12 protein-coding genes are annotated in these 17,526 nt (G+C 69.8%); 7 read left to right on the top strand and 5 right to left on the bottom strand.

Annotation, left to right across the window (positions count from 1 at the left end; all coding sequences use genetic code 11):
• Positions 1 to 14 precede the first annotated feature (14 nt).
• Entirely contained in the window at positions 15 to 1,115 is a 1,101-nt protein-coding gene (locus ACFYXH_RS17985) for a DivIVA domain-containing protein (protein WP_327323017.1), read from the top strand.
• Between the two features lie 456 nt (positions 1,116 to 1,571).
• On the opposite strand, the gene ileS is transcribed toward ACFYXH_RS17985, so the two are convergent.
• Positions 1,572 to 4,709: an isoleucine--tRNA ligase gene (gene ileS / locus ACFYXH_RS17980; RefSeq protein WP_389563552.1), complete on the bottom strand. Its 3,138-nt coding sequence runs from the start codon at positions 4,707 to 4,709 to the stop codon at positions 1,572 to 1,574.
• A 571-nt stretch (positions 4,710 to 5,280) separates the two neighbouring features.
• Between ileS and ACFYXH_RS17975 the strand changes: the two genes are divergently transcribed.
• From ACFYXH_RS17975 to ACFYXH_RS17960, 4 genes are all read left to right on the top strand, one after another.
• Positions 5,281 to 6,315, top strand: coding sequence for a TraR/DksA C4-type zinc finger protein (locus tag ACFYXH_RS17975; RefSeq protein WP_389563549.1), 1,035 nt, complete (start codon positions 5,281 to 5,283; stop codon positions 6,313 to 6,315).
• A 72-nt stretch (positions 6,316 to 6,387) separates the two neighbouring features.
• Positions 6,388 to 6,948, top strand: coding sequence for a signal peptidase II (gene lspA / locus ACFYXH_RS17970; RefSeq protein WP_389563546.1), 561 nt, complete (start codon positions 6,388 to 6,390; stop codon positions 6,946 to 6,948).
• Between the two features lie 17 nt (positions 6,949 to 6,965).
• Complete coding sequence (locus tag ACFYXH_RS17965; protein WP_389563544.1) at positions 6,966 to 7,907, top strand: RluA family pseudouridine synthase; 942 nt, start codon at positions 6,966 to 6,968, stop codon at positions 7,905 to 7,907.
• Positions 7,904 to 8,377, top strand: a complete 474-nt coding sequence (locus ACFYXH_RS17960) for a GNAT family N-acetyltransferase (protein ID WP_389563541.1) — start codon at positions 7,904 to 7,906, stop codon at positions 8,375 to 8,377. The genes ACFYXH_RS17965 and ACFYXH_RS17960 overlap by 4 nt, the downstream gene beginning before the upstream one ends.
• 98 nt (positions 8,378 to 8,475) lie before the next feature.
• Here ACFYXH_RS17960 and ACFYXH_RS17955 read toward each other — a convergent pair whose 3' ends face one another.
• Positions 8,476 to 10,782 (bottom strand): hypothetical protein, encoded by a 2,307-nt coding sequence (locus ACFYXH_RS17955; protein WP_389563538.1) that lies wholly within the window; start codon positions 10,780 to 10,782, stop codon positions 8,476 to 8,478.
• Between the two features lie 183 nt (positions 10,783 to 10,965).
• Between ACFYXH_RS17955 and ACFYXH_RS17950 the strand changes: the two genes are divergently transcribed.
• Positions 10,966 to 12,552: a Na+/H+ antiporter gene (locus ACFYXH_RS17950; RefSeq protein WP_389563535.1), complete on the top strand. Its 1,587-nt coding sequence runs from the start codon at positions 10,966 to 10,968 to the stop codon at positions 12,550 to 12,552.
• Between the two features lie 110 nt (positions 12,553 to 12,662).
• Here ACFYXH_RS17950 and ACFYXH_RS17945 read toward each other — a convergent pair whose 3' ends face one another.
• On the bottom strand, positions 12,663 to 13,811 hold the full coding sequence (locus ACFYXH_RS17945; protein WP_389563532.1) for a mechanosensitive ion channel family protein: 1,149 nt from the start codon (positions 13,809 to 13,811) through the stop codon (positions 12,663 to 12,665).
• A gap of 50 nt (positions 13,812 to 13,861) precedes the next feature.
• Between ACFYXH_RS17945 and ACFYXH_RS17940 the strand changes: the two genes are divergently transcribed.
• A complete protein-coding gene (locus ACFYXH_RS17940) occupies positions 13,862 to 14,443 on the top strand; it encodes a dienelactone hydrolase family protein (RefSeq protein WP_389563529.1) in 582 nt (193 codons plus the stop codon).
• Positions 14,444 to 14,480: 37 nt separating this feature from the next.
• Here ACFYXH_RS17940 and ACFYXH_RS17935 read toward each other — a convergent pair whose 3' ends face one another.
• Both ACFYXH_RS17935 and ACFYXH_RS17930 read right to left on the bottom strand, forming a co-directional pair.
• On the bottom strand, positions 14,481 to 15,503 hold the full coding sequence (locus tag ACFYXH_RS17935) for a zinc metalloprotease (protein ID WP_389563526.1): 1,023 nt from the start codon (positions 15,501 to 15,503) through the stop codon (positions 14,481 to 14,483).
• Between the two features lie 286 nt (positions 15,504 to 15,789).
• On the bottom strand, positions 15,790 to 17,442 hold the full coding sequence (locus tag ACFYXH_RS17930) for an alkaline phosphatase D family protein (RefSeq protein ID WP_389563523.1): 1,653 nt from the start codon (positions 17,440 to 17,442) through the stop codon (positions 15,790 to 15,792).
• Between the last annotated feature and the right edge of the window lie 84 nt (positions 17,443 to 17,526).

Genomic DNA, 17,526 nt, shown 5'->3' with positions numbered 1-17,526 from the left:
GAGGTGAAGAAGAGATGCCGCTGAGCCCCGAGGACGTGCGGAACAAGCAGTTCACGACCGTCCGCCTCCGAGAAGGCTATGACGAGGACGAGGTTGATGCCTTCCTCGACGAGGTCGAGTCCGAGCTGACCCGCCTGCTCCGTGAGAACGAGGACCTGCGCGCCAAGCTGGCCGCGGCGACCCGTGCGGCGGCGCAGAACCAGCAGCAGCAGGGCATGCGCAAGCCGCCGGAGCCGCAGGACGGCCGTGGACCGGGTGCGCCGGTGCCCGCCGCCATATCCGGACCGCCGGTCCAGCAGCAGCCCCCACAGATGGGTCCGCCCCAGCTGCCCGGTGGTGCCCCGCAGCTGCCCGCCGGCCCCAGCCACGGTGGCCCGCAGGGTCCTGGCGGCCCGATGGGCCCCGGCCCGATGCAGGGCGGTCCCATGGGTGGCCCGATGGGCGGCCCCATGGGCGGTCACGGCCCGCAGATGCCGCAGCAGGGCCCCGGCGGCGACAGCGCCGCGCGCGTGCTCTCGCTGGCGCAGCAGACCGCCGACCAGGCGATCGCGGAGGCCCGTTCCGAGGCCAACAAGATCGTCGGCGAGGCGCGCAGCCGCGCCGAGGGTCTGGAGCGCGACGCCCGTGCCAAGGCCGATGCGCTGGAGCGGGACGCTCAGGAGAAGCACCGCGTCGCGATGGGCTCGCTGGAGTCCGCGCGTGCCACGCTGGAGCGCAAGGTCGAGGACCTGCGAGGCTTCGAGCGCGAGTACCGGACCCGGCTGAAGTCCTACCTGGAGAGCCAGCTGCGTCAGCTGGAGACCCAGGCGGACGACTCGCTGGCCCCGCCGCGGACTCCCGCGACCGCGTCGCTGCCGCCGTCCCCGTCGATGGCTCCGGCCGGTGCGGGCGCGATGGGCCACACCATGGGCGGTAACCCGTCGATGGGTCAGTCCATGGGACAGCCGATGGGTGGCAACCCGTCCATGGGCGGTGGCCCGTCCTACGGCGGCCAGCAGCAGATGTCGCCGGCGATGACCCAGCCGATGGCGCCGGTGCGGCCGCAGGCGCCGCAGCCGATGCAGCAGGCGCCGTCGCCGATGCGCGGGTTCCTGATCGACGAGGACGACAACTGACGGCGGGTCGCGCGTATCGCGCGTAGCCGTCGGCAGGCTGAAGGGCCGGGCCCGGGACATGACGTCCCGGGCCCGGCCCTTTGTCGTGCCCTGGGTGCGGCTCCGCCGCGTGTGGGGCTCCGCCCCAGCCCCCGCGCCTCAATCGCCGGCGGGGCTTGTTTCGGGGCCCTGTGCTTGTTCCGGGGCTTCGCCCCAGGCCCTGCGCCTCGATCGCGGGCGGGGCTTGTTTCGGGGCTCTGCCCCGGACCCGCGCCTCAATCGTCGGCGAGGCTGAATTGTCCGGTCGGCGAGGCTGGACTTTGCCGCCGGACGGGCGGGGAAAACCAGCCCGTCCGGCGATTGAGGACACGCCCGAAGGGCGTCCGGGGCCCCGGGAGCCTGCCCCCCACGCGGCGGAGCCGAAATCGGCACCGCGGAGAAGGGGCGGGGGGACAGGCCCGCCGCAGGCGGAAGGCGTTACACCTTGCGGAGGCGGAACGTCAGGGACAGGCCCTCGTCCGTGAAGGGGGCGCCGAATCCGGCGTCCGCCTCGTCCGGTGTGAAGCTCGTCGCCAGAACCTCGTCCGCGATCAGAGCCGCATGCTCCGTCAAGGCCTCCGTCGTGGACGGGTCCGTCGAGGACCAGCGCACCGCGATCCGGTCCGCCACGTCCAGGCCGCTGTTCTTGCGGGCCTCCTGGATCAGCCGGATCGCGTCACGGGCCAGGCCCGCCAGGCGCAGCTCCGGAGTGATCTCCAGGTCCAGCGCGACCGTCGCGCCCGAGTCCGCGGCCACCGACCAGCCCTCGCGCGGGGTCTCCGTGATGATGACCTCCTCCGGGGAGAGGGACACCGTCTCGCCGTCGGCCTCGACCGTCGCCGTGCCCTCGCGCAGGGCCAGCGACAGCGCCGCGGCGTCCGCCTCGGCGACCGCCTTCGCCACCGCCTGGACGCCCTTGCCGAAGCGCTTGCCCAGCGCACGGAAATTCGCCTTGGCCGTCGTGTCGACCAGGGAGCCGCCGACCTCGGAGAGGGAGGCCAGCGATGAGACGTTCAGCTCCTCCGTGATCTGGGCGTGCAGCTCGGGCGAGAGGGCCTCGAAGCCCGCCGCTGCCACCAGCGCGCGGGAGAGCGGCTGGCGGGTCTTCACACCCGACTCCGCACGTGTCGCGCGGCCCAGTTCCACCAGGCGGCGGACCAGCGCCATCTGGGAGGACAGGGTCGGGTCGATGACGGCGAGGTCGGCCTCGGGCCAGGTCGAGAGGTGGACCGACTCCGGGGCGTCCGGAGTGACCGGGACGATCAGGTCCTGCCAGACCCGCTCCGTGATGAAGGGGGTGAGCGGGGCCATGAGGCGGGTCACCGTCTCGACGACATCGTGCAGGGTGCGCAGCGCCGCCTTGTCGCCCTGCCAGAAGCGGCGGCGCGATCGGCGTACGTACCAGTTGGACAGATCGTCGACGAACGAAGACAGAAGCTTGCCGGCGCGCTGGGTGTCGTACGACTCCAGGGACGAAGTGACCTGGTCCACCAGCGCGTTGAGCTCGCTCAGCAGCCAGCGGTCCAGGACCGTGCGCTCCGCCGGCGCCGGATCCGCCGCGGACGGCGCCCAGTTGGACGTACGGGCGTACAGCGCCTGGAAGGCCACCGTGTTCCAGTACGTCAGAAGGGTTTTGCGGACCACTTCCTGGATCGTGCCGTGGCCGACCCGGCGGGCGGCCCACGGGGAGCCGCCGGCCGCCATGAACCAGCGGACCGCGTCCGCGCCGTGCTGGTCCATCAGCGGGATGGGCTGAAGGATGTTCCCCAGGTGCTTGGACATCTTGCGGCCGTCCTCGGCGAGGATGTGGCCCAGGCAGACCACGTTCTCGTACGAGGACTTGTCGAAGACCAGCGTGCCCACGGCCATCAGCGTGTAGAACCAGCCGCGCGTCTGGTCGATGGCCTCCGAGATGAACTGCGCCGGGTAGCGCTTCTCGAAGAGCTCCTTGTTCTTGTACGGATAGCCCCACTGCGCGAACGGCATCGAACCCGAGTCGTACCAGGCGTCGATGACCTCGGGAACGCGCGTCGCGGTCTCCTGGCAGGTCGGGCACGGGAACGTGACATCGTCGATGAAGGGACGGTGCGGGTCCAGCGCCGACTGGTCCGTGCCGGTGAGCTCGGTCAGCTCGGCGCGCGAGCCGACGCACGTGAGGTGGTTCTCCTCGCAGCGCCAGATCGGCAGCGGCGTCCCCCAGTAGCGGTTCCGCGACAGCGCCCAGTCGATGTTGTTGTTCAGCCAGTCGCCGTACCGGCCGTGCTTGACCGAGTCCGGGAACCAGTTGGTGTTCTCGTTCTCCTCGAGCAGCCGGTCCTTGACGGCGGTGGTGCGGATGTACCAGGACGGCTGCGCGTAGTAGAGCAGCGCGGTGTGGCAGCGCCAGCAGTGCGGATAGCTGTGCTCGTACGGGACGTGCCTGAAGAGCAGACCGCGGGACTGCAGATCGTCCACGAGGGTCTCGTCGGCCTTCTTGAAGAAGACGCCGCCGACCAGCGGGACGTCCTCCTCGAAGGTGCCGTCCGGGCGGACCGGATTCACGACCGGCAGGCCGTACGCGCGGCAGACCTTGAGGTCGTCCTCACCGAAGGCGGGGGACTGGTGGACCAGACCCGTACCGTCCTCGGTCGTCACATACTCGGCATTGACGACGTAGTGCGCTTCCGAAGGGAACTCGACGAGGGCGAAGGGACGGTCGTACGTCCAGCGCTCCATCTCGGCGCCCGTGAAGGACTGCCCGGTGGTCACCCAGCCCTCGCCCAGCGCCTTCTCGAGCAGCGGCTGCGCGACGACGAGCTTCTCCTCGCCGTTCGTCGCGACGACGTACGTGACATCGGGGTGCGCGGCGACGGCGGTGTTGGAGACCAGGGTCCAGGGAGTCGTCGTCCACACGAGGAGGGCCGCTTCGCCGGCCAGCGGACCGGAAGTCAGGGGGAAGCGCACGAAGACGGACGGGTCCACGACCGTCTCGTAACCCTGCGCCAGCTCATGGTCCGAGAGGCCGGTGCCGCAGCGCGGACACCAGGGGGCGACGCGGTGGTCCTGGACCAGCAGGCCCTTGTTGAAGATCTCCTTCAGCGACCACCAGACCGACTCGATGTACGACGGGTCCATGGTGCGGTACGCGTCGTCGAGGTCGGTCCAGTAACCCATGCGGGTCGTCAGCTCGGCGAACGCGTCTGTGTGCCGGGTCACCGACTCACGGCACTTGTCGTTGAACTCAGCGATGCCGTACGCCTCGATGTCCTTCTTGCCGGAGAAGCCGAGCTCCTTCTCGACGGCGAGCTCGACCGGCAGACCGTGGCAGTCCCAGCCGGCCTTGCGGGCGACGTGGTAGCCGCGCATGGTGCGGAAGCGCGGGAAGACGTCCTTGAAGACGCGGGCCTCGATGTGGTGCGCGCCGGGCATGCCGTTGGCGGTCGGCGGCCCCTCGTAGAACACCCACTCGGGGCGGCCCTCGGACTGCTCGAGGCTCTTGGCGAAGATCTTGCTCTCGCGCCAGAAGTCGAGCACGGCGTGCTCGAGCGCGGGCAGATCGACCTGGGCGGGCACCGGGCGGTACTGGGGTGGTGTCATCGACGAGCTCCTCCAACGGACAGGGTCTGTTCCGTCGGAGGGACGAGAGCGCGAGCTCCCGCGGTACCACCCTCCTTGGCCCGCCGACCGTGGCCGGTGAGCCCCCTCATTGGGGTCGCGATGCCGGGTCTAGTCGCCCGCGGTCGTGCTGCGGGCTTTCTTCCGACGGCTCAGGGGTGATCCTTCACCTCGTGCTCGCCCCCGGGCTCTCACCGTCCCCGGGTCGCTCATGGCTGCGTACGAAGCTACTCGTCCCCATCCACGCCTTTCGCTCCGCCCAGTGTACGGGCCCGTACGGCGGGGGGCCGACCGCATTTCCCCGGGCCTTCCCCCGGCTCGCCAGCGGGCCGCGCGGTTGACCCGAATGGCCATACGGGGTCCGGCGGACTCCGGCTCCGCCCGGCCGGCGGATTACCGGGCGGGGAGCTGGGCACAACGGATGCAGGTTCGTCTTGCCCCGGCCGGGGCGGGCCGGACCGGCGGCGTGCCCCGTTTGCCGCGGGGCTGGGGTCGATTTATCGTCCCAGCACGATTCGCGCGCAATATCACAGTATGTGAAGGGGCCGCGGCCATGGTGGCGAAGAAGACTGCCGAGAAGTCGGCGTCCGCACGATCCACCGCCGCTGAGGCGGCGGCCAAGCACACGAGCGGGAAGAACAACGCCGTCGCGAAGAAAGCCGCGGCAGGTACCGGTGAGGGGGCCGCGAAGAAGACCGTGGCGGCGAAGAAGACCGCGGCGGCGGAGAGAGCGGTGACGAAGAAGGCGTCGGCGGGTAAGGCACCCGCGAAGGAGGCGCCCGCGGAGAAGACGACGTCGGCGAAGAAGGCGACCGGGAAGAAAGCCGCGGCCGGGAAAGCGTCCGCCAGGAAGACGTCCGCCAAGAAGACGTCTGCGAAGAAGACCACCCCCAGCAAGACGACTGCGAAGAAGGCGACTGCCGTGCAGGAGACGGCCGCATCGGTGCCTCAGACAGCGCCGGTGAAGAAGGCACCTGCGAAGAAAGCCGCGGCCAGGAAGGCGGCGCCCGCTGGGGCGACCGCCAAGAAGGCCGCCAAGAAGGCCGCAGCTGCGGCCAAGGGGGCGGCCCAGGCCGCCGAGCAGACAGGAGCCAGAACGGTGGGAGCGAAGAAGACCGCGGGTGCGGCATCAGCTGCCGGCAAGAGCGCGACAGCAATGCCCACGGCCCGTACAGCGGCCGCGACACCGCCGGAGGAGCTCGCCGTACGGCCCGGCGAGGCCCCATGGACCCCGGAAGAGGTCGCCGAGGCGCGCGCCGAGCTGGAGAGCGAGGTGACTCGGCTGAACAGTGAGCTCACCTCCTCGGAGGCGGCGCTGGCCGGGCTGATGCGGGACTCCGGGGACGGTGCGGGCGACGACGACGCCGACACCGGCACAAAGAACATCACGCGCGAGCACGAGATGTCGCTCGCCGCCAACGCCCGGGAGATGCTGGAGCAGACCGAGCGGGCGCTGCTACGGCTCGACGCGGGGACGTACGGGCTCTGCGAGATCTGCGGCAAGCCGATCGGAAAGGCCCGTATGCAGGCGTTCCCACGCGCCACACTCTGCGTGGAGGACAAGCAGAAGCAGGAGCGGCGGGGCTGACCGCGGGCTGAGACTCCGCATGTGTGTGCCGTACCCTCGTGCTCAGTCAGGCACCTAGGTTGAGGGACTCACGTGGCAGAGGCGGAGCGCACCATCGGTACGCCAGATGTTGACGACGAGGCTGCGGCGCCCGCCGAGCAGCCCAAGGGCAGGCGCAAGATCGCTGTGCTGTTCGGCGTGGCGGTCGTGGCCTACCTGATCGACCTCGTCAGCAAGATGCTCGTGGTGGCCAAGCTGGAGCACCACGAGCCGATCAAGATCATCGGTGATCTGCTGAAGCTCGCGGCGATCCGGAACCCCGGCGCGGCCTTCGGCATGGGCGAGGCCTTCACCGTGATCTTCACCTGCATCGCGGCGACGGTGATCATCGTGATCGCCCGGCTGGCGCGCAAGCTCTACAGCCTGCCCTGGGCGATCGCCCTCGGGTTGCTGCTCGGCGGTGCGCTCGGCAATCTCACCGACCGGATCTTCCGCGCGCCGGGCGTCTTCAAGGGCGCGGTCGTCGACTTCATCGCGCCCGCGCACTTCGCCGTCTTCAACCTCGCCGACTCCGCGATCGTCTGTGGCGGCTTCCTGATTGTGATCCTGTCCTTCAGGGGGCTGGACCCCGACGGGACAGTCCACAAGGACTGACAAGGCATACTCGTCGGGTGAGTACAGTTCCCGAGATCCGCACCCTGCCCGTACCCGATGGCCTTGAGGGCGAGCGCGTCGACGCCGCCATCTCCCGGATGTTCGGGTTCTCCCGTACGAAGGCGGCCGAACTGGCAGCTGCCGGGAAGGTGCAGGTCGACGGTTCGGTCGTCGGCAAGTCCGAGCGTGTGCACGGCGGCGCGTGGCTCGAGGTGGAGATGCCTCAGGCGCCCGCTCCGGTGCAGATCGTGGCCGAGCCGGTCGAGGGCATGGAGATCGTGCACGACGACGACGACATCGTCGTGATCGTGAAGCCGGTGGGCGTGGCCGCGCATCCGAGCCCGGGCTGGACCGGGACGACGGTGATCGGCGGTCTTGCGGCGGCCGGGTACCGGATCTCGACGTCGGGCGCGGCGGAGCGGCAGGGGATCGTGCACCGGCTGGACGTCGGTACGTCCGGGCTGATGGTCGTCGCCAAGTCGGAGCGGGCGTACACCCTGCTGAAGGCGCAGTTCCGGGACCGGGTCGTGGACAAGCGGTACCACGCGCTGGTGCAGGGGCACCCGGACCCGATGAGCGGGACGATCGACGCGCCGATCGGCCGGCACCCGAACCACGACTACAAGTGGGCGGTCACGGCGGAGGGCAAGCCGTCGGTGACGCACTACGACCTGATCGAGGCGTACCGGGCGGCGTCGCTGCTGGACATCAAGCTGGAGACGGGGCGTACGCACCAGATCCGGGTGCACATGGCGGCGCACAAGCACCCCTGCGTGGGCGATCTGACCTACGGCGCGGACCCGACGCTGGCGAAGCGGCTGGGACTGAGCAGGCAGTGGCTGCACGCGGTACGGCTCGGCTTCGAGCACCCGTCGGACGGGCAGTGGGTCGAGTTCGGGAGCACGTACCCGGACGATCTGCAGGAGGCGCTGGACAAGATCGCTGCGGAGAGCGCGTGAGCGTTTTCCTGGTGCGGGAGGCGGTCGGCCCGGCCGACCGTGATGCGTGTTTCGCGGTCCGGAAAGAGGTCTTCGTCGTCGAGCAGGGGGTGCCGGAGGAGATCGAGTACGACGCGTTCGACGCGGCGGACGCGGCCACGGTGCATGTCCTCGCGGTCGGCGCGGACGGGGTCTCGCTGGGCACGGGCCGCCTGCTGCACGGCCCGGCCGCGGCGGACAGGACCGGTGGCGACGCTTCGGTGGGCTCGCTGGGCCGGCTCGCGGTGAACAAGGCGGCGCGGGGACTCGGCGTGGGCGTGGCGCTTGTGCGGGGCATCGAGGAGGCGGCGCGGGAGCGCGGGCTGGCGTCGGTGGACCTGCATGCGCAGACGCAGGCGGTGGGGTTCTACGAGCGGCTGGGGTATGTGGCGTACGGGGCGGAGTTCCTGGACGCGGGGATCGGGCATCGGGCGATGCGGCGGGTGCTGTAGCTGAGGCCGGGGGTTGCTCCCCTGCCCCGCCCTACCCGCTGTATCGATGTGCGGCTTCGCCGCGTGGTGGGGGCAGACCCCTCTGGGCGCCCCGCCCCTCAGCGCGGTAGGCCCCAGCGCGTCCAGGTGCCCAGCGGTGGGACCTCTCTCGGTGGGGACGGGTGCGTGCCCTTCGTCGTGATCACCGCTGTTGCGTGGCGCGGGAGTTGGATGGCTGCGCGAGTCGGTGTGAGGGACCGCCAGGGCAGGGGGCGGCCGTGTTCGTCGCGGACCGAAAGCATGCCCTTCATTCCGTGGTCCACCACCAGCGGGGCGCCCGCTTCGCTGTGGATGCGGATCCAGCGGGTCGCGCCGGCCGCGCGGTCCGCGTCGATCAGGAACGCGCCCTGGGTGCGGAGGTTCGCGATCGAGGCGTCAGGCCAGCGTGTGGAGACCGACGGGAAGACCTTGACCACGCCCTCGTGGCTCTGGACCACCATGTCCAGCATGGACTGTGCGCCGGTCAGCGGGCTCTCCACGGCGAAGTTATTGCCCTCGCGGTACATGGTGTTGACCGTCATCCGGCAGTTGTCGACGACGCCCAGGTCGGTGAAGAAGGTCAGCGAGTCCAACGCCTTCTCCGGGGCGTCCATCACCGAGTACATCGAGGACGCGACCGCGTAGCTGTAGCCGTGCCAGCGCTGCTGCATGCTCACCCAGTGGTCCACACTGCGCCGCATCACATCCCGGTCGCCCGCACGGTCCCAGCTCCGTTCGCGCAGCGGATGGAGCCACAGCAGATGGGAGTGGTGCCGGTGCGAGTCGGCGAGCGGGACGTCCTTGCCGATCATGACTCCGGCCGCCGGATCCTCCGCGTACGGCGTCAGACGCGCCGCGATGTCGCGCCAGCGCGGCGCGCGCGGATCGTCGATGTGCAGCAGCCGGGCCGACTCCAGCAGTGTGCGTACGCCCCAGCGGATGAGGGAGAGATCGTACGTACAGTCCGCGGCGTCCGCGTACTCGGGCGAGCGGGTCTTCAGCAGATGCAGTCGGCCGTCGCCGCCCTCGTGCAGGAAGTGGTCGTAGAAATGGATCGCCTTGGCGAGGATCGGGTACACGACGTCGCGCAGGATCGCGCGGTCCATGGAGTGGCGGTAGGCGAGCCAGACATTGTGCAGGGCCCAGGTCAGATTGCCGAAGTTGTCGGAGATCCGGCCCGAGCCGGGGATGCCGACGTCGTATGTGTCACCCGCGCGCAGCTGCCAGTCCGATGGATGGCCCAGCGCGTAGCCCTTGCCGTCCCGGTAGTCCACGGGCATGGACAGCGGCAGATTCTGCTCGAAGCGGCGGAACGCGCCCGTCACCGAGTCGAGTTCGGGGTGGTTGGAGCCATGGATCGGAGCCATGCCGATCTGGACGTTGAGGTTCCACCAGACCGCCGTCCAGTTGTTGCCGACCTCCGGGAACCACGGGCCCCACTCGGAGATCGTCGGACCGTCGGCGCGGGTGGCCGAGGCCAGTTTGTAGAGCTGGATGAGGTAGAAGGCCTGGAGGCGTTTGTCGGGTACGGAGAGGAAGCTGCGCCGGTAGTAGCGGTGCCACCAGTCGCGGTGACGGGCAATCAGGCGGCCGGTGTCGGTGGCGAGGGTGCGTTCGACGTTACGTATAGCCTGGTCCGTCGCCTCGGACAGCCTGCCGGGGAACCGGTACACCAGATGCGCGGCGAGCAGCCGGCCGGTGCCCGCGCGCCGTTCGCGCCAGGCCGTCGTCCAGCCGCCGCCCGCGAGCAGCGGCTGCTCGACGTAGCCGTCGCCGACAACCGGGTCCGGGTTCGGGGTGTAATCGGCGGGCTTGCCGCTCGTGCGGGTGGTGGCCGCCTGCAGCCACTGGAAGGACCACGCGGCCTCCTCCTCGCCGGCGCTCGGCCGGGTCGAGATCAGCAGTGCCGAGGTCTCGCTGTGGACGAGGGCGGAGAAGGTGACGCTGCCGCGAGTGGTGGTGATGGTGCCGCGCAGTTCGGCGTCGTACAGCTCAAGCGTCCAGTCGACGGCCGTGATCCCGCCGGCGAAAGTGAGGGTGAAACAGCCGATGGGCAGGCGGGAGTAGCCGATGCCGCCGCGCCACTGGCCGCGCTGGTCCTGGACCTCGGAGTGGCTGAGCATCAGCTTCAGGGTGTTCGCCGTCCTGCCGGCGTAGAGCTGGGCGCCGAGGCGGCCGTTGGCGAGGAAGGGGCCTTCCTGCCAGGACGTGGGGAGCCTGCGCCAGACCATGGCTGCCGCCCTGACCGTCTCCTCGTACGGGTCGGCCTCCGCGGAGGAGTTGCGGTGGGGCGCGGATGCGGATGCGGGCGCGGCCCAGGCAGTGGGGGACGCCGCCAGCCAGAGAGCGGTGCCGGCCGCGGAACCGAGTACGTCACGTCGTCTCATGCCCGCATGGTGCCCGTGCCCCAGCAGAACCGGAAGGCCTCTCGCGCCACTAAACATCCGATGGCTGTTCAAGATGGTGAATCAGAGATCCTTGCCATAGGGGATGTTGGGAAGGTTGAGGTGCTTTGCGTGGCAGGCTTGAGGATCTGATCGTCGAGGTTTCCCACCGCCGGAGGGTACACCGTGGACCAATTGGCGCTGCTGTTCGCGCTGTTGCTGGGGGCCGTGGTGACGGTGCCGCTGGGCGAGCGTCTCGGTCTGCCCGCGCCCGTGCTGATGACACTGGCCGGGATCGCCCTGGCCTTTGTGCCGATCGTGCCGAACGTCGACGTGCCGCCGGATCTCATCCTTCCGCTGTTGCTGCCGCCACTGCTGTACGCCTCCGTACAGCGCACCTCCTGGCGGCAGTTCACGGCCAACATCCGGCCGATCCTGCTGCTCGCGGTCGCGCTGGTCTTTGTGACGACGGCGGCGGTGGCGGCCGTCGCCAACGCGATCGTGCCGGGGCTGCCGATCGCCGCGGCGGTCGCGCTGGGCGCGCTCGTCGCGCCGCCGGACCCGGTCGCCGCGACCGCCGTCGCCGGGTCGCTCGGACTGCCACGGCGGTTGACCTCCATCCTGGAGGGCGAGGGGCTCTTCAACGACGTCACGGCCATCGTGCTCTACCACGTGGCGATCGCCGCCGCGGTGAGCGGGACGTTCTCCTGGCCGGCCGCGGTGGGGGAGCTGGTGCTCTCGGGCGTGGTGGCCGTGGCGGTGGGGCTCGCCCTCGGCTGGCTCTCCAACAAGCTGATGAGCATGCTCGGCGACGCCACACTGCAGATCGGCCTCTCGCTGATGGTGCCGTTCGTCAGCTATGTGCTCGCGGAGGAGCTGAAGGGGTCGGGCGTGCTCGCCGTCCTCACCACCGCGCTCTTCCTGGCCGAGCACACCGCCGACGCCGACGACGTGATGGGGCGGCTGGCCGGAAACACCTTCTGGCAGATCGTCGACATGCTGGTGACCGGAGTCGCGTTCGGTCTCATCGGACTTGAACTGCACCACGTCTTCGGCACGGCCAACGGGCGCGAGGCGCAGATGCTGGAGTGGGGCGCGGTGATCGTCGCGGTCGTCGTGGTGGTACGGCTGCTGTGGCTGATGCCTGCGACCTGGCTCGCCAAAAGACTGCACAACCTGCGGGACTACAACGAGGAAATCCCCGTGAGCTGGCGGGAGACCGTCGTCATGTGGTGGTCGGGGATGCGCGGCGTGGCATCGGTCGCGCTGGCGCTCGCCATTCCGCGGAAGACGGACAGCGGGGCGGACTTTCCGGCGCGGGACGAGATCATCTTCATCGCCTTCGCGGTCATCCTGGCCACGCTCGTTCTCCAGGGGCTGACGCTGCCCTGGCTGGTACGGCGGCTCGGCGTACGCGCGGACGCGGACGCCGAGCGGGAACTGGAGCGGAGCCTGGCCCGCCGCGCGGCGAAGGCGGCGAAGCACCGGCTGCGGGAGATCGAGGCGGTGGAGGAACTGCCGGAGGACATCAGCGATCGGCTGCTGCGCGGGGCGTACGACATGGGGGCGAGGATCAGCCCGGACATCGTCGACGACGAGCGGCGCGAGTGGTTCGCGAAGCGGGAGGAACGCCTCAGGACAGTGCAGCGGATCCAGCGGGAGATGATGTCGGCGGCGCGCCACGAGGTGCTCTCGGCCCGCAACGAACCGGGCGCGAACCCGGAGGTGGTGGACCGGATCCTGCGACACCTGGACGTACGCAGCATGCGGTGACGGGGTGGTCGCGGCTCGCGGCTCGCGGCTCGCGGCTCGCGGCTCGCGGCTCGCGGTGCGTGGCTCGCGGTGCGTGGCGGCGCGGCGGGGAGCCTTGCGGCGACCGGACGTCAGCCCCGGCCCGTCCGCGGCTGCGTCTCCCCGTCGTGGTCTCCGTCGCCCTGCTCGGGCAGGTCCACATCCGGTGCGGGCTCCGCGCGCGCCGGCCACGATCCGTCCGGCGGCAGCACACCCGGCGACGTCGCGATCCGCGGCAGCGCGTACGGATGCTTCTCGGACAGCCACGCGATCATCTGCTCCCGTACGGCACACCGTGCCGTCCAGATGTCGTCGGCGTCCTTGGCCGTGACCACCGCCCGTACCTGCATCGTGGTGGGCGTGGTGTCCGTCACCGCCAGGCTCCAGTCCCGGCCGTCCCACGCCGCGCACTCCCGCAGGATGTCGTGCAGCTTCTCGCGCATCAGGGCGACCGGCGCCGAGTGGTCCAGATGGAAGAAGACCGTTCCGGTCATCTGCGCCCCGCCGCGCGACCAGTTCTCGAAGGGCTTGCTGGTGAAGTACGACACCGGCATGGTGATCCGCCGCTCGTCCCAGGTCCGCACCGCCAGAAACGTCAGCGTGACCTCCTCGATCACTCCCCACTCGCCGTCCACGACCACCGTGTCCCCGATCCGCACCATGTCGCCGAAGGCGATCTGGAATCCGGCGAAGAGATTGCCGAGCGTGGACTGCGCGGCGACACCGGCGACGATGCCGATGATGCCCGCGGAGGCCAGCATCGAGGCGCCGACCTTCTCCATACCGGGGAAGGTCAGCAGCATCGCGGCGACCGCCACCACCACGACGACCGCGATGACGATCCGCATGATCAGCGTGACCTGCGTTCGCACCCGCCGTACCCGGGCCGGATCGCGGGTCGACGACGCGTAGCGGGCGTACGTGGACTCCACGGCGGCGGAGACCATCCGTACCACCAGCCATGCGCCGGCACTGATCAGAACCAGCGACAGGGCATGTCCGATGCCGGCCTCGTACTCCTCGATGAGCTGCCACTTCGTCTCGCGGTAGGTCCCTCTCAGCAGGGCGGTGAGCAGGACGACCTGGAGGGGCAGCCGGCAGCGGCGCAGCAGCCCCCACAGGGGGGTCTCGGGGTGGCGGGCGTCCACGCGGCGCAGCAGCAGGTCGACGACCCAGCCGAGCAGCAGGGTGAGCACGACCGAGCCACCGACCACGGTCAACGGGCGCAATGCGTTCTCCATGACTCCGATTGACTCCGATTGACTCCGACAGCAACTGGCAGGATGGCCGAATGAACATCATGCTCTTTCATTCGGTCTACGGTCTGCGTCCGGCCGTGCACGCGGCAGCCGAGCGGCTGCGCGCCGCCGGACACCAGGTTCGCGTGCCCGACCTCTTCGAGGGACAAACCGTCGAGACCGTCGAGGAGGGCAGGGAGCTCAAGGACAAGATCGGCCAGGAGGAGCTGCTGCGCCGCGCGATCCTGGCTGCCGCGCCCCACTCCGACGAGGGGCTGGTGTACGCGGGCTTCTCCCTCGGTGGCTCGATCGCGCAGAACCTCGCGCTGGGCGACGAGAAGGCCCGCGGGCTGCTGCTGATGCACGGCACGTCCGACATCGCGGAGGGTGCGAGCGTGGACGAGCTGCCCGTACAGCTGCATGTCGCGGACCCCGACCCGTTCGAGCCGCACGACTGGCTGAGCGCCTGGTATCTGCAGATGCAGCGGGCGGGCGCGGATGTGGAGATCTACCGCTATCCCGGGGCCGGGCATCTGTACACCGACCCCGAACTGCCGGACTACGACGAGGAGTCGGCCGAGCGGACCTGGCGGATCGCGCTGGGATTCCTGGAGACGCTCCAGCAGGACCAGTGAACGGCTGCCCGCCGCGGGTGCGGCGGGCAGCCTGGTGTCAGCCCGCCCGGTAGGCGGTCCAGCTGTCCTTCATCCGCTGCACCTGACCCGCGGTGAACTGGTACATGCACGGGTCGTAGGTGTAATCCATGAAGTTGTGGATCGGGTCCACACCGGTTTTGTTGGTGCAGCTGTCACGGCCGGTCGGGCAGGCGGTCGCGGCGGTCTTCTCGGCCGGGGTGTCCGAGACGTAGTCGCCGCTGCCGGTGCAGCCGCCCTGGAAGGTGTGGTACAGCCCCATCCAGTGGCCGATTTCGTGGGTGGCGGTGTCGCCCTCGTTGTAGTTGGTCGCGGAACCGCCCGGCAGCGAGGTGTCGAGGACCACCACACCGTCGTCGGACGGGTCGGAGGCATACGAGGACGGGAAGGTGGCCCAGCCGAGCAGGCCGCCACCAAGGCTGGCGGTGTAGAAGTTGAGTGCGCCGGCGCCGCCCTTGCGCAGCTGCGACTTCATGGCCGTCTCGGCGGAGGAGCCCGGCTGGATGCCGTTGTACCAGGTGGCGTTGTCCGTGTAGTCCGTGCCGGCCAGCGAGAACTGGAAGCTCGAGTTGGTGTTGCCGGTGCCCTGGCCTGCGTAGGCCGCGTTGAGGACCGAGATCTGCTTGGAGATGTCGGTGGCGGTGAGCTTGCCGGTCGAACCGCTGTGGATGACGTGGAAGTAGACCGGGATGGTGGTCGCGGCGGCGACCGACAGTCTGCGGCCGTCGGTCCGGGCCGCCTCGACTCTCTTCTTCAGATCCGCGTCCATGGCCTTGGCCTTGGCGGCGGTGACCTCATTGGGCTCGTGGGCCTGGACGCCGCCGATGGGGCGGGCCTTACGGGCGGCGGCGCTCGTGCCGGCGTCCTCGGCGCACTTGTCGGAGGCGTTGGACACCTTGGAGACGGCCTTGGCGGCGGGTGCCTTGGTGGCGGCGATCCCCGTGGGGGCGGAGAGCGGCGAGAGGGCCAGGGTTCCGGCCATGATTGCTGTACCGAGTACGCGGTTGCGCAAACGCGGCGATATTCGGGCAAGAGTCCGCACGGTGTCTCCTCGCGTGGGGGTGGGGGAGTGGCCTTTTTCTGGCCACCGCGGGGAGATTACGGGTGCATGACAGGGCCTGATGAGAGGCGATCAAGCCCAATCAACCCGCGTAGAACTGCGGACAACCGGGATAAACGCCCGTGCCCTGTCCGGGGGTTGAGATCCTCACGTAACAAGTGGGGCTACAGAGACGGGTGGTGTGTCCGCATTCAAGCCACGGATCACACCACCCGTCGTCTCGATGTGATCACTGGTTAACACATCGCGGAGTGGCTGGAATTCGCCGTCAGCGCACCGGCTGATTCACCCGCTCGACCTTCTGCGTTCCACTGAGCGTCCGGTAGGAGCGAGCCCACTTCGAGGTCGCGTCCTGCTTCGTCTTGTCGGACAGAACGTAGTAATCCATCTGCGAGCGCTCGGCGGTGACATCGAGGACGCCGTAGCCGTGCGAGTCCATGTCCAGCCACTTCACATGGCGGTTGGCCGCCTTGACGGCGGCGGAGGCCACCAACGAGACCGTGCCCGGCGCGACATGGAGGATGTCGTCCAGGTTGTCGGAGGTCACCGACGTCACCACGAACTCGGTCGCGGCGGACTCCGAGAAGGGATACGTCGCGGCCTTGACCGGGACGTCGTTGGCCCAGGCCATGTGGATGTCGCCGGTGAGGAAGACGGTGTTCTCGATGCCGCGCTGCGTCAGATGCGCGAGCAGTTCCTTGCGGTCGTCCGTGTAGCCGTCCCACTGGTCGACGTTGACCGCGAGGCCCTCCTTGGGCAGGCCGAGCAACTCGGCTATCGGCTCCAGCAGATGGGCCGGTACGGAGCCGAAGGCGACCGGCGAGATCATCACCGAGGTGCCGACCAGCTTCCATGCCGCGTCGGATCCGGCCAGGCCGGACTTCAGCCAGTCCAGCTGGGCGCGGCCGGTGATCGTACGTTCCGGGTCGTCCACGCTGCCGTTGCCGACCGTCGTCTGCTGCGAGCGGAAGGACCGCAGATCGAGCAGGTGCAGATCGGCGAGCTTGCCGAAGCGCAGCCGGCGGTAGACGGTGCCCTCGGTGGAGGCACGTACGGGCATCCACTCGAAGTAGGCCTGGCGGGCGGCGGCTGCGCGGGCCGCCCACTCGCCCTCGGTGCCCGGGGTGTGGTTCTCCGCGCCGCCCGACCAGGCGTCGTTCGCGAACTCGTGGTCGTCCCAGATCGCGATCACCGGATGCGCGGCGTGCAGCGTCTGCAGGTCGGTGTCCGTCTTGTACGTGGCGTGGCGGGTGCGGTAATCGGCGAGCGTGGTGATCTCGTTCTTCGGCGAGTGCTGCCGTACGACGTACTTCGGCTCCGGGTAGCCGCCGGTGGCGTACTCGTAGATGTAGTCGCCGAGATGGAGGATCGCGTCGAGGTCGGCACGGGCGGCCAGATGCCGGTACGCGGAGAAGTAGCCGGACTCCCAGTTGGCGCAGGAGACCACACCGAAGCGGACGCCGGGTGTGGCGGCGTCGGTGGCCGGGGCGGTGCGGGTGCGGCCGACGGGGGAGAGGGCGGTACCGGCGGTGAAGCGGAAGTAATAGGCGGTCGCCGGGCGCAGGCCCCTTACGTCAACCTTGACGGTGTGGTCGGAGGCGGCCTTCGAGGTGGTGGTGCCGCGGGCGACGACACGGGTGAATCCCTTGTCCTCGGCGACCTCCCAACCCACCGCGGTGTCCGGGCCCTTGCCCGAGCCGGGCACGGCATCGGGGGTGGGCGTGATGCGTGTCCACAGCAGCACGCCGTCGGGCAGCGGGTCGCCGGAGGCCAGGCCGTGCAGGAAGGCGGGGGCCTCCTGGGCGGAGGCGGCGTTTGCGGAGGTGGCGGCCGCGAGGGTGGGAGCGGCGACGACAGCGGTGGCGGCGGCGGCCTTGACGACCGTGCGGCGGCTGGGAGTTGAGGAGAGTCGACTGGTCACGGCCGATCAGACTACTGATCGGTAAGACGAATGGGTGAGCGAATGGGGAAAGTTCGCCGGGTGATGGGGAACGGTCTACCGGGG

The organism is Streptomyces sp. NPDC002730 (assembly GCF_042888805.1).
In the GTDB taxonomy this organism is placed as follows: Bacteria; Actinomycetota; Actinomycetes; order Streptomycetales; family Streptomycetaceae; genus Streptomyces.
Note: the sequence above shows the minus strand (reverse complement) of the source record. Positions and strands in the feature narration are given on the sequence as shown.

Excerpts from the sequence above, each read along its gene's own strand:
- ileS (WP_389563552.1), bottom strand. The coding sequence starts at position 4,709 with ATGACACCACCCCAGTACCGCCCGGTGCCCGCCCAGGTCGATCTGCCC.
- ACFYXH_RS17955 (WP_389563538.1), bottom strand. The coding sequence starts at position 10,782 with ATGAGACGACGTGACGTACTCGGTTCCGCGGCCGGCACCGCTCTCTGG.
- ACFYXH_RS17985 (WP_327323017.1), top strand. The coding sequence starts at position 15 with ATGCCGCTGAGCCCCGAGGACGTGCGGAACAAGCAGTTCACGACCGTC.
- ACFYXH_RS17940 (WP_389563529.1), top strand. The coding sequence starts at position 13,862 with ATGAACATCATGCTCTTTCATTCGGTCTACGGTCTGCGTCCGGCCGTG.
- ACFYXH_RS17945 (WP_389563532.1), bottom strand. The coding sequence starts at position 13,811 with ATGGAGAACGCATTGCGCCCGTTGACCGTGGTCGGTGGCTCGGTCGTG.
- ACFYXH_RS17975 (WP_389563549.1), top strand. The coding sequence starts at position 5,281 with ATGGTGGCGAAGAAGACTGCCGAGAAGTCGGCGTCCGCACGATCCACC.